We start from the raw sequence: 12,538 nt of genomic DNA, 5'->3' as shown, positions 1-12,538 counted from the left end.
ACATTTCAGCGCAAAGCCAAGTATCCTATGAGGTCTTCGAATTAGTTAGATGGACGTTCATGCGCTTTCTATTTAAGACTCTGGCAAAACTAGCGTTTATCGTGCTGGTAGCGCTTGGTTTTTATACCATTTACCTTGATAGCATGCTGACTAAGCGTTTTGCCTCGGAACGCTATGAAGCTTCAGCCATTGTCTATGCACGGCCGCTTACCCTTGAGCCCATTAAGCCGTTACGACCAGCGCAGCTGATCGCCGAATTACAACAACTGCGCTACCGAGAAAGCGCCTCACTGAGTTCCAGCGGTACCTATCGCCAAGTCGGGCAAGCGGTGGAAATCCATCGTCGTCCCTTTGACTTCCCTAGTGGTCCAGCCATGGCGCAGCGTGCGCGAGTGTATTTTGCCGATGGTTATGTCACCAACATCGAAAGCCTGCCTGACGGTCGGATGCTTGGCCGTTTTGAAATTGATCCCCTAGTGCTCGGCCAAATCACTGGTGCCAACGGTGAAGACCGCATGTTGGTGGGCTTGGAACGACTCCCTAACTTGTTAATTGAGACCTTATTGTTGGTCGAGGACCGTGATTTTTATCATCACGCCGGAGTCTCGTTGTCGTCTATTGGTCGTGCGGCAATGGCCAACTTAGTCGCGATGGATACAGTTCAAGGCGGCAGTACCCTGACTCAGCAGTTGGTCAAAAACCTCTACTTAACGCGCGAGCAGACACTCTGGCGCAAAGCCAACGAAGCCCTGATGGCGCTGATTATCGACTTTCGTTTTAGCAAAAACGAAATTTTAGAAAGCTACTTTAATGAAATTTATTTTGGCCAAGACGGCGGCCGCGCCATTCATGGCATTGGTCTTGCGAGTCGCTATTATTTTGGCAAGCAAGTCGAAGAATTGACTGCAGCTGACATTGCGCTGCTGGTCGGTATTATCAAAGGTCCTTCTTACTATAATCCGCATCGCTATCCGGAGCGTGTCGAAGCACGCCGCGATATGATTTTGCAATTAATGTACGGGCAAGATTTGATTTCGCAACCGACCTACCTTGCTGCGGTGGAACAGCAACTGGTTGAGCCCAAGAGTGCGCAAGCTGGCCGCACCTGGGCGCCACATTATTTAGAGCGGGTCAAAACCGAGTTGGGGCAATTACAAATCCCGAAGGATTGGTCAAAACACGGTTTGCGCGTTTTTACGTATCTAAATCCGATCGCACAGCAAGCCGCGGAGCGCAGTATCAGTGAGCAACTTGCGCGATTGAGTAAAGATGAACAGTTACAAGCCGCAACGGTTATTGCTGACCATCAGCAAGCGAGCATCATTAGTATGGTTGGTGATCGTGATCGTAACCAAGTCGGTTTTAATCGTGCAACCACAGCCATGCGTCAGGTCGGGTCGCTGATCAAACCCACGATATATGCCATGGCTTTAGAACAGCCGGCGACTTATCGACTCGGCACAGTACTGCAAGACGAACCCATCGAGTGGCAAGAAGCCGATGGTGATATTTGGCGACCGGAAAACTATGACAAAGAATTCGTCGGTCCGATCATGTTGTACGATGCGCTCGCCCAATCACGCAACTTACCCGCGGTGCGTTTAGGCATGGAAATTGGTCTACCGGCCGTCGTCGATCGACTACGCAGTAGTGGCATTGACACGCCGATCCAAGCCGTTCCGGCGCTTTCGCTTGGCGCGGTTGAGCTATCACCGTTACAAGTCACGGAAATGTTTGGCGTCATGGCAGAACAAGGCCAATTTCGGCCCTTTGCCACCATTCAAGCGATTACCGATCATGAGGGTATAGAAATCTACCAACGCACCATTCCAGCGGGTCGGCAAGTCTATGACCGCGGTACTAGTGGCTTGGTGAACTACGGTTTACGTGGCGTCGTAAATGAGGGAACGGGTAAGCAACTGGCGCAGTTGTTTGGGCAAAATGCGCTAGCCGGTAAGAGTGGCACCACTAATGATAATCGTGACAGTTGGTTTGTCGCCTATGATCAACGGCGTCTCGTGACGACCTGGATCGGTCGTGATGATAATCAACCCATTGGCTTGACGGGTGCCACCGGCGCTTTACCTGTAGTCGCAGCGATTTACAGTCAGATTGGGGTGCAACCCTTGCATACCAATTTGGCACCGGGCCTTGAGGTAACGGCTTTTCATCCGCAAACCGGTCAGCCTATTCCGTTAGATTGCCCACAGCAACGCCGTTTCCCTGCGTTTCCTGTAAAGCTTCCGGAAAATATGAATTGTAACGGTGAGCAAGAAGAAGAATCGTGGTGGCAGAAGATCTTCTAGCCACCACGAAGAGCGTTGCGCGAGGTTAGGCTTTTAATTCAGCAAAAGCGCGCTCTGCTGCAGCCAGTGTTTCATCTAAATCAGCATCGCTATGTGCGGCTGACATGAAACCCGCCTCAAAGGCCGACGGAGCCATGTAAATGCCTTGCTTAAGCATGCTGTGATAGAACTTACGGAAATGTTCCATATTGCATTCGGTGGCTTGCTGGTAAGACGTAATGTGTTGGTCTTTTGAGAAGAAGAAACCAAACATCGAGCCCGCTTTGTTTGTGGTAAACGGAATGCCTGCGGCATCAGCGCGCTCTTGCAATCCAGAGGTGAGCTTGTCGACCTTCGCAAACAGGTTCGGATACAGTTCAGGATCTTCGAGCTGGGTTAATGAGGCCAGCCCGGCAGCCATTGCCACTGGATTACCTGACAAGGTGCCCGCTTGATAGACCGGACCCACTGGCGCGATGTAATCCATAATTGCCGCTTTACCGCCGAAGGCACCTACTGGCATACCACCACCGATAACTTTACCAAGCGTCGTCAAGTCGGGGACTACTTGGTAATACTCTTGCGCACCACCACGTGATACGCGGAAACCCGTCATGACTTCGTCGAAAATCAGCACGCTACCATAGTCATCACAAATGCTGCGCAAGCCTTCAAGGAAGCCCGGCACCGGCGGAATGCAGTTCATGTTACCAGCAACGGGTTCGACGATGATTGCGGCGATTTCGTCGCCGATTTCGGCAAAGATTTCGTGTACCGAGTCGATATCATTGAAGGTCACGGTTAAGGTGTGCTTCGCGAAATCTTCTGGAATACCCGGTGAGTTAGGTACGCCGAGCGTCAACAAACCTGAGCCTGCTTTGACTAATAATGAGTCGGCATGCCCATGATAATTACCCTCGAATTTGAGGATTTTATCGCGGCCGGTGTAGCCACGCGCCAAACGAATCGCGGTCATGGTTGCTTCGGTACCAGAATTGACCATACGAACCTTTTCAATCGATGGCACCAACTGCTTAATTTTTTCCGCCATGGTGATTTCACCAGGCGTAGGGGTACCGAAACTCAGGCCACGGTCAACCGCAGCATGGGTTGCTTCGCGAATCACCGCGTTGTTGTGGCCTAGGATCATCGGACCCCAAGAGCCTACGTAATCAATATAACGCTGGCCGTCAGCATCGAACATGTAAGCGCCTTCAGCGCGTTCGATGAAAATAGGTGAACCACCTACGCCGTTAAATGCGCGCACTGGCGAATTGACGCCACCAGGGATGGCAAGCTGTGCTTGCGCGAATAATTGCTCAGATCGAGACATCTTGATCCTCTTACGGTTAGTTAGACGTTGCGCTTGTCGCTGTACCAGTTGACATCGCACTCGTATTTCTTGACTTGATCGGCAACCCCAAGCGTTAACGCGAACAGCGCCATACGAATTAATACGCCATTATCCGCTTGGCGGAAAATAGCGAGGTTAGGGTTTTGATTTAAGTCGTTATCCAGTTCATTTGCCTCGGCGCGCGAGTCTCGCGGCAACGGGTGCATAATGACGGTATTTGGTTTGTAATGCTTGGTATAGATTTCGCTGTTTAAACGAAACTTACCGCGATATTGATCAGCCTCTTGTGGCGAAGTGAAACGCTCTTGCTGAATCCGCGTTTGATAAATGATGTCAGCATCGGAACTGCCACTTACTTGGTCCGTAACATTTACTTGGTGGCCAGCATTAGCAAGCGCATCCATGACACTGTCTGGCATCATCAACTCACGTGGTGAGATCAAGGTAAAGCGGACGTTTGGATATAAGGCCAGTAGACGTGATAACGAATGCACGGTACGGCCGAACTTCAGATCGCCCATCATGCAAATATGCATACCTTCAACTGCATGCCCGTGATACGCCAGTTCCTTTTTGATCGTGTAAAGGTCGAGCAAGGCTTGGGTGGGGTGTTCGTTGGCACCATCACCGCCATTGATGACCGGCACGCGGCTACCTTCGGCGAACTCTGCCACGGCGCCTGATTTGGGATGACGCATGGCAATCACGTCGCTATAGCTACTGAGCACGCGCGCGGTATCGTAAAGTGACTCGCCTTTTGCTAGGGCAGAGCTTTCCATGCCGGTGGTTTCACGTACTTCGCCACCCAGTAAGTTGAACGCGGTACCGAAACTGACACGAGTTCGCGTCGAGGGCTCGAAAAAGAGATTGCCGAGAATGGCACCATCGAGCACTTTCGTGCGTTTTTGACGGCGTGCGTAGGGCAGCATAGCGTCCGCAACAGCAAAAATTTCATCAATGCTATCGCGATTAAATTGGTCAACGGAGAGTATGTTGGCACCAGTGAAGTTCATGGGTCGCGGCCTCAGTCAGTGGAGGAAAAGAGATCAAACACTGGACCGCGATGATAGCAGATTTTGCGTCTAAAACGAACGTTGTTGCATGAGTTACTGCAGCTGTTCGATGCAGAAAAGCTTAAAATGGCTTCACCACTGCCAAAATAATGATAGCAAATAGCGCGAGCACAGGGATCTCATTGAATACCCGATAAAACTTATGGCTGCGACGATTGCGGTCATGCTTAAAGTCGGCCAATAATTTAAAGCAGTACAAGTGATAGCCGTACAAAAAAGTTACCAACAGCAATTTGATGTGCAGCCAACCACTGGCTTTAAACCAAGCACTACCGTAAATCGCTATCAACCAAACGCCAAAGACCAAGGTGAGCACGGCAAAAGGCGTGACAAAGTACAATAAGCGCCGCTCCATGACCTTGAGCTGGTCGTTGACCTCGCTGGATTCGTTCTGCGCGTGATAAACGAACAGGCGCGGTAGATAAAAGATGCCGGCAAACCATGCCACCATAAAAATGAGATGCAGTGCTTTTAACCACAAAACTGTCATATCGTTGCCTTTTGCTTTTGCTATTGGCTTACTTGCGCTAACGCCAGTTGCTGCGTAGCATGTCGAGCACATTTAACGCGCTCTGATTGAAGCCATGATAAGAAGTGCTGCTATGAATGAGAAGCAAAAAATCGTTTTTCTTGCCGTTGCGGCAATAATCGGCCTGCTGCTTGGCTATTTGCTCGGTGCGGCTGATAGTTGGCGCTTGCGCAGTAACCTTAATGACCTAGAAACTCAGGTCGAGCAGTTGTACGAGCAAGCCGAAAGCGCTGACTACCAAAAGCATATCGCCGAAGTCGAACTGGGCATCGAACAAGCCGCCGCTGAGCAATTATCAGAAGACTTGGCGGCGAGTCGCGATGAAATTAGTACTTTACGGCGTGAAATTGCGTTTTATCAGAAGATTATGGCGCCGGAAATGATCGCCAATGGCATTGCCATTGATGATTTTAGCTTACGCGCGCTTGAGCAAGAGGGGCATTATCAATTTCGTTTTGCCATTGTGCAGACAGACCGGGTCCGCAACTTTGCGAAAGGCACCTTGGAAGTCTTGCTGCAAGGTCGTGTGAACGGCGAACGCGTCTCTTTCGACCTATATGATTTAGCCGACTTAAGCGATGCTGAACGGAGCTTCAGCATGCGTTTTTTTAAAGCACAAAGTGGTAGTTTCGAACTACCTACAAATTTTGCCGCTGAGGAAATCCTGGTGCGGGTCAGTGTAAATGAGCCAAAAGCTGCACTCGTCGAGCGTACCTATTTGTGGAGTGATTTACGCAACTAGTTGGGTCGTTGCAGTGACAATACTTGACCCTTTTAGTCAGGTACGAGAAAATACGCGCCTGATAGTTGGAGGTAACAAACGAATGACCGAAGCAGCGCAAGCAGTACCGATTCAATTTACTGAAGCGGCAGCCAATAAAGTGAAAACCCTGATTGCAGAAGAAGAAAATGCTGCACTCAAACTACGCGTCTATGTCACGGGTGGTGGGTGTTCAGGCTTCCAGTACGGTTTTACCTTTGATGAGAAAGTGAATCCGGGTGACACCGAAATCGAGAAAAACGGGGTTACGCTCGTGGTTGACCCGATGAGTTTGCAATACCTAGTTGGCGGCACCGTCAACTACGAAGAGGGCCTGCAAGGTGCCCGTTTCTTCGTTGATAACCCCAATGCTTCGACCACCTGTGGTTGCGGCGCCAGCTTTTCTATCTAAATTCATAGCACCACTCGCCGTCGGTGCGAGTGGTTACCTAGGCGAGGTTCACCAATGAGTTCTTACGCAGCCCATATTGCGACGGTGCAAGCACGTTTTGATCAAGCTTTAGCAGCAACCGATTACGACGCAGTTTTAGTTTATGCGGGACAACCGCGCGTTGCCTTTCTCGATGATAATCCTGCACCGTACAAAGCGAACCCGCTGTTTAAATACTGGATCCCGGTCACCGATAGCCCGAAAAGCGCTATTTATTATGAGCCGGGTCACAAACCTGTGGTGTTTTTGTTTCAAGCCCGAGACTTCTGGCATGCGCCGGTCTCAGTACCTGCAGCAGAGTGGCAAGAACACGTAGAGCTCGTGGTGATTGATGACTTGCAAAAGCTCACCCGTTATTTAGGCGATAAATTAGCGAAGGCGGCATTTATCGGTGAAGATTTTGCCGAACCCGTGGCTAGTTGGCAGGTTGCTGCTTGCAATCCGCAAGCGCTGATCGATCACCTGCACTATCACCGTGCCGAGAAAACTGCTTGGGAAGTTGAAAACTTGCGCGTGGCTAACCTGCGCGCGGCAACGGCACATTTAGCTGCCCGCGATGCCTTTATGGCAGGTAAAAGTGAGTTAGAAATTCATGCAGCTTATCTCGCCGCCATCGATGCGCGCGAAACTGAACTGCCGTACAACAGTATTGTCGGGCTCAACGAGCATGGCGCAATTTTGCATTATGATGTTTATGAAACCACGGCACCGGCGGCAAGCCGTTCGTTTTTGATTGATGCGGGTGCGACCTATCGCGGTTATTGCGCTGACATTACTCGCACTTATGCACGCGAATCAGGACTGTTTGCCGATTTGGTAAGCGCGATGGATGCTGCCCAACAGCAGCTGCTCACTGAAATCAAACCGGGCGTGAATTATTACGACCTGCATGTATCGCAACACATGAAAGTGGCAGGTCTACTGAATGAGTTCGATATCGTCCGTGGCAATCCAGAAGATATCTACGCACAAGGCTTTACCAGTGCTTTCTTCCCGCATGGGCTTGGACATTTCATTGGCTTGCAAGTGCACGATGTAGGTGGATTTTTGCAGAATGATCGCGGCGAGCAGTACCCGCGCGATGAACGGCATCCGTTTTTACGCTTGTTGCGTCCAATTGAACCGCAGCAAGTCTTTACCATAGAGCCAGGGCTTTACATCATCGACCAGCTGCTTGAAGCCCACGAGGGCGAACAGGCTTTCAACTGGCAGCGTATTGATGAGCTACGTCCGTTTGGTGGCGTGCGTATTGAAGACAGCATTGTGGTTGGTTCGGATAGCAACGAAAACCTCACCCGCGATGCCTTTGCCAAGCTCGAAGGCTAAGGCCAAGCTCGTAGGCTAAGGTAAGTACAGACCGCCGAGGATGCTGGCGCGACTCGCGCCAGTGACCGACGGTACATTGCCAGGTTGGCGCAGCTGAAACTGTCGTGCTAACCAAGCGAAGGCCATGGCCTCGAGATGCTGCGGGTCAACGCCTAAGCGCGCGACAGACCGCCACTCCGCATCTGGATAATGCGCTGCTAAGCGCTGCATCAGGTCGCCGTTAAAAGCTCCTCCGCCGGCAACAAATACCTGCGTTAAGGCTTTGGGTGCGGCTTCAGTTAAACCTTTTGCGACACTCGCTGCGGTAAACTCAGCTAAGGTCGCCTGAATATCAGCAGGCTGCCAAGCTGATAGCCTTTCAAGTTGTGCCATCAGCCATTCATGATTAAAGTACTCGCGACCAGTGCTCTTGGGTGCCGTCTGCTGAATATAATCATCGGTCATCATCTGCCGCAGCAGCTCGGCGTCGACCTTGCCGCTCGCGGCAAACTCGCCGTTTGGGTCGTAGTCGGTGGCAGCGTCTGGATGCTGTAACTGATACCAAAGATCGAGCAGGGTATTGGCGGGTCCCGTATCGAACCCCAACACCTCATCACTAGCAGTGTCGATCACCGTAATATTGGCGATACCCCCCAAATTTAGCACCGCCGCACAACTTCCTTTGGCTAACTGGTCGCGAAATAGCGCGTTATGAAAAGCGGGTACCAAAGGCGCCCCTTGGCCACCAAGGGCAACGTCTTTACGGCGAAAGTCAGCCACCACAGCAATACCGGTAAGCGCCGCCAGCGTTGACGGGTCGCCTAATTGCACCGTGTACGGGGTTGCCACATCGGGCATATGGCGAACGGTCTGACCATGGCTGCCAATGGCTGTAATTGCACTCGGCTGATGGCCACTGCGACGTAATAGCTCATACACCGCTTGCGCGGCATATTCGGCGAACAGGCGATCGGTAGTGGCGAGACGATGGAGTTCATTTGGACCTGGTTGGCACAAACGCTTGAGTTCTGCGCCAAGGTCGGTTGGCATGGCTAAGTGACAATGGGCAATAAGTTGTGGCTGTGCGTTGCTGAAGTCGACCAGCACCGCATCGATGCCATCCATGCTGGTGCCGGACATCAGACCGATGTAGCGTTCCGCCGCAGGCATTAGTTCATTGCCAAGTAGGTACGGCGGTTGTTCTCGAGCATAGCGAGGCGCTGTTCAGCAATTTTCTTAAAGGCTGGCAGCTGTTGCGCGTTCAGTGATTCGGCCTCCGGCAATTCGACGTTACGCGGATTCCGATGCACACCATCGACTAAGAATTCATAGTGCAAATGCGCACCAGTAACTCGACCGGTGCTGCCCAAGCGACCCACGATATCACCCTGTTTGACTTTATCGCCGCGCTTAACGAGGCGTTTGCTCAGGTGCAAATATTTGGTCACGTAGCGCTCACCATGCTGAATAAAGACATAGTGGCCGTTGAGATTATTGTAGGCACTGGCAATCACTTTACCGGCGCCCGATGACATAATAGGTGTGCCCACAGGTGCCACATAGTCGGTACCATTGTGCGGTCGCACGACGCCTGTTACCGGGTGCAAACGGCGCGGATTGAAGTTAGAACTGATGTAAGTGAACTTCACTGGTGAGCGCAAGAACGATTTACGCATGGCGCTGCCATCGAGCGCATAATAATCGCCGTCGTCGTGCAGAATAGCTTGATAGCGCTCACCTTGGTTGACGAACTCCGCAGCTAGCACTTTACCGTAACCAACAAATTCACCATCGACATACTCTTTCTCAAAAATCACCGAGAATTCATCGCCTTTACGTAAATCCAAGGCAAAATCGATATCCCAGCCAAAAATGCTAGCGATACTCATGATCTGGTTTTCAGTGAGACCGGCATTGATACCGGCATTCCAGAAGCTGCTTGAGATTTCAGCATAAGCAAAGGCTTCTTGAACCTGAACTTCTTTGGTGTCGATCTCGCTTTGGTAGGCGCCATCGATTTTTGACACGATGAGGGTATCAATCGGCGAGATTTGATAGGCCAGTTGTACGAGTTCGTCGTTGCTATCTTTAGCGAAACGTAAAGTATCCCCAGGACGTAACTTGAGGAAGTATTTATTGGCTTGTTGGTCTTGGGTAACTTTATAGAGCTCTTGCGGAGAGTAGCCCATGCGCTCAAAGATGCGCGCTAAGCTGTCACCACTTTTAACTTTGTAACCGCTCCATTGCACCGCAGGCTCGACCGGCTCTGCTACGGCAACAGTCTCAGCCGCTGCGGTCGCATCAACGCTAGGTTGTAGAGCAGGCATATGTTGCGCTTGGGCAGTCACTGCCGCTTTCGCTGCAACAGGAATCTCAAGGCGCTCGCCAAGGATTAATTGCTGCTCCGCGAGTTTCGGATCAGATGTATTACGTGACGCTGTCGCTTGCTCAGACGGCAGCAACAATACGATCAACGTGGCGGCTGCCACTGTAGACAATAATACCTGATGGCGTCGAGGGAGTTGTTGTACAAACCCCGCCATTCTTTTCGTAAATACCTTCATAAACGTCCTGAAGTTAGCGCACTTATTGACTAGTATCGCAACACTAGTTACTGCAGAATAATACGAAGCACAAGCTTTTTCCAGTTACTTTACCCAACTTTGCGCTTAAAACAAGGCGGCAAATCGCTTACAATGCAAGGTTTGTAGACCGATTTTGTCGCCAAGTGGTTCACTCAGGAGTAAAAAATAATGGCAAACCCAGCGCCCGATGCATTCGCGGAGATCGCCCGTGGCACCGAAGAGATTTTATTGGCGGATGAGCTGAAAGATAAGCTTGCCAGTGGTAAACCACTGGTGATTAAGGCTGGATTTGACCCAACTGCGCCTGACTTACATTTAGGCCATACGGTGCTTATCAATAAGTTGCGAGTATTTCAGGACTTAGGTCACAAGGTTATCTTTTTGATTGGTGACTTCACCGGCATGATTGGTGACCCGACGGGTAAGAATGTCACGCGTAAGCCGCTTTCACCGGAAGATGTGATGGCGAACGCACAAACGTATAAAGAGCAGGTGTTCAAAATCTTGGACCCGGCGAAAACTGAAGTACGTTTCAACTCAGAGTGGATGAGTGAACTAGGCGCTGCGGGGATGATCAAACTTGCCGCTCGCCAAACCGTTGCACGCATGCTCGAACGGGATGATTTTAAAAAGCGTTACAACACCGGTCAACCTATTGCGATTCACGAGTTTCTCTATCCACTGGTGCAGGGCTGGGATTCGGTTGCACTCAAAGCCGACGTCGAAATGGGCGGTACCGACCAGCGTTTTAACTTGTTGATGGGCCGCGAGTTGCAAAAAGAAGAAGGACAGCGTCCGCAAACCGTGATCATGGTACCACTGCTCGAAGGTCTTGATGGCGTACAAAAAATGTCGAAGTCGCTGGGCAACTACGTGGGTATTACCGAGCCAGCGAACGATATGTTTGGCAAAATCATGTCTATTTCAGATGAATTGATGTGGCGTTACTTTGAACTACTGAGTTTCCGTCCGCTAGAGGAAATCGCCAGCTTCAAAGCGGCGATTGCAAACGGTGCCAACCCTCGTGATTACAAAGTGTTATTGGCCAAAGAGATCATCGCTCGTTTTCATGATGAAGCCGCCGCTATAGCTGCCGAGCAAGATTTTGTTCAGCGCTTTAGCAAGAACGCCATTCCCGATGAGATGCCAGAACTGACGGTGACCAGCGACAATGGTGAACTGGGTATCTGTCATTTGCTGAAAGAAGCTGACTTAGTGAGTTCAACTTCGGATGCCATGCGGATGATCAAGCAAAGCGCGGTCAAAATAGATGGTGAAAAGGTAACCGATAACAAGCTTGTTATCGCGGCCGGTACCACAGCCGTGTATCAAGTCGGTAAACGTAAATTTGCGCGGGTTACGGTTGCTTAACGCGTCGGATTTGCAGCTTGCCAGCGCTGGCCATCTGGCCAGCGCATGAGCGTCATGTATTCTCCCCAGACGCAACCGGTATCTAAACCAATCACATCTGCTCGCGCCGTCTGTCCTTGCAGCGCCGCCCAGTGACCAAACACCAAAGTGTTGGCCGTTTGCGGCCAAGCCTCGAACCATGGCGTGAGGCCTTGCTCGCACAGCGCCGCGGTTGGTTGTTCTTTGACGCTGAGATTAAGGCAGCCATCAGCGCTTAAAAAGCGCATGCGGGTAAACGCATTAATGAAAAAGCGAATGCGGGCCGCGCCAGTTAAAGTTTCAGACCAGCAGGCAGGTTCGTTACCGTACATTTCGCGCAACCAATCGGCTAACTCATCGCGCGCATAAGCGTTACGTAAGCTAGCGCTTACTTCATCGGCATAACCTTGCGCCTCGGCAATGTTCCAGTAGGGATAAATACCCGCGTGGCTCATCACTAGATCATCGCTCGTGCGCATTAACGGCACATTGATGAGGAATTCAAGCCATTGCTGCTTATCTGTTTTGGGCAAAGCTAGAATCGCATCGAGGCGGTCTTTCGGGTTGGCACGGCGCACGCCCAGCAGCACCGCCATTAAATTTAAATCATGATTGCCTAACACTGCTTTAAAAGCAGGGCCTAACGACCGGCACAGCTCCAGGCATTGCAGCGAGTCTGGGCCACGTGCCACCAAGTCGCCGACACACCAAAGCTCATCACGTGCGGCATCAAATTGCACGTGCTCAAGCAATTGTTCGAGTTGTTGAACGCAACCCTGTAAGTCGCCGACCAGATACCGAGCCATA

General features: G+C 51.0%; 11 protein-coding genes. 5 read left to right on the top strand and 6 right to left on the bottom strand.

The genetic code is table 11. The features are described from left to right. Positions 1-59: 59 nt before the first annotated feature. Positions 60-2,306, top strand: coding sequence for a penicillin-binding protein 1B (gene mrcB / locus ACJ8W9_RS12430; RefSeq protein ID WP_411361200.1), 2,247 nt, complete (start codon positions 60-62; stop codon positions 2,304-2,306). A gap of 25 nt (positions 2,307-2,331) precedes the next feature. Here the strand turns inward: mrcB and hemL are convergent, their stop codons facing one another. The 3 genes from hemL to hemJ form a co-directional block, all read right to left on the bottom strand. After that, on the bottom strand, positions 2,332-3,618 hold the full coding sequence (gene hemL, locus ACJ8W9_RS12425) for a glutamate-1-semialdehyde 2,1-aminomutase (protein WP_411361199.1): 1,287 nt from the start codon (positions 3,616-3,618) through the stop codon (positions 2,332-2,334). A gap of 20 nt (positions 3,619-3,638) precedes the next feature. Next, the gene (locus ACJ8W9_RS12420; protein ID WP_411360093.1) at positions 3,639-4,652 is read right to left on the bottom strand and encodes an aspartate carbamoyltransferase; all 1,014 of its coding nucleotides are present in this window, start codon (positions 4,650-4,652) and stop codon (positions 3,639-3,641) included. Between the two features lie 121 nt (positions 4,653-4,773). Beyond that, positions 4,774-5,202 carry a protoporphyrinogen oxidase HemJ gene (gene hemJ / locus ACJ8W9_RS12415; RefSeq protein ID WP_411361198.1) on the bottom strand — a complete coding sequence of 143 codons (429 nt, stop codon included), beginning with the start codon at positions 5,200-5,202 and terminating at the stop codon, positions 4,774-4,776. Between the two features lie 112 nt (positions 5,203-5,314). Here hemJ and ACJ8W9_RS12410 point away from each other — a divergent pair, with 112 nt between their 5' ends. From ACJ8W9_RS12410 to pepQ, 3 genes are all read left to right on the top strand, one after another. After that, positions 5,315-5,983, top strand: a complete 669-nt coding sequence (locus ACJ8W9_RS12410; protein WP_411360097.1) for a DUF6776 family protein — start codon at positions 5,315-5,317, stop codon at positions 5,981-5,983. A gap of 82 nt (positions 5,984-6,065) precedes the next feature. After that, positions 6,066-6,413, top strand: a complete 348-nt coding sequence (erpA, locus tag ACJ8W9_RS12405) for an iron-sulfur cluster insertion protein ErpA (RefSeq protein ID WP_034733067.1) — start codon at positions 6,066-6,068, stop codon at positions 6,411-6,413. Positions 6,414-6,467: 54 nt separating this feature from the next. Then, the gene (pepQ, locus tag ACJ8W9_RS12400; protein ID WP_411360100.1) at positions 6,468-7,778 is read left to right on the top strand and encodes a Xaa-Pro dipeptidase; all 1,311 of its coding nucleotides are present in this window, start codon (positions 6,468-6,470) and stop codon (positions 7,776-7,778) included. Between the two features lie 15 nt (positions 7,779-7,793). Here pepQ and ACJ8W9_RS12395 read toward each other — a convergent pair whose 3' ends face one another. Further along, positions 7,794-8,927, bottom strand: coding sequence for an anhydro-N-acetylmuramic acid kinase (locus tag ACJ8W9_RS12395; RefSeq protein ID WP_411360102.1), 1,134 nt, complete (start codon positions 8,925-8,927; stop codon positions 7,794-7,796). Beyond that, positions 8,927-10,300 carry a peptidoglycan DD-metalloendopeptidase family protein gene (locus ACJ8W9_RS12390; RefSeq protein WP_411360104.1) on the bottom strand — a complete coding sequence of 458 codons (1,374 nt, stop codon included), beginning with the start codon at positions 10,298-10,300 and terminating at the stop codon, positions 8,927-8,929. Before ACJ8W9_RS12390 ends, ACJ8W9_RS12395 begins: the two co-directional genes overlap by 1 nt. Positions 10,301-10,510: 210 nt before the next feature. Between ACJ8W9_RS12390 and tyrS the strand changes: the two genes are divergently transcribed. Then, positions 10,511-11,713, top strand: a complete 1,203-nt coding sequence (tyrS, locus tag ACJ8W9_RS12385; protein WP_411360106.1) for a tyrosine--tRNA ligase — start codon at positions 10,511-10,513, stop codon at positions 11,711-11,713. On the opposite strand, the gene ACJ8W9_RS12380 is transcribed toward tyrS, so the two are convergent. Next, entirely contained in the window at positions 11,710-12,537 is an 828-nt protein-coding gene (locus ACJ8W9_RS12380; RefSeq protein WP_411360108.1) for a symmetrical bis(5'-nucleosyl)-tetraphosphatase, read from the bottom strand. The genes tyrS and ACJ8W9_RS12380 overlap by 4 nt on opposite strands. Between the last annotated feature and the right edge of the window lies 1 nt (position 12,538).

The sequence above is a fragment of the Pseudidiomarina salilacus genome (assembly GCF_047323925.1).
Lineage (GTDB): Bacteria > Pseudomonadota > Gammaproteobacteria > Enterobacterales > Alteromonadaceae > Pseudidiomarina > Pseudidiomarina salilacus.
This window is presented reverse-complemented; position numbering and strand designations above follow the sequence as displayed.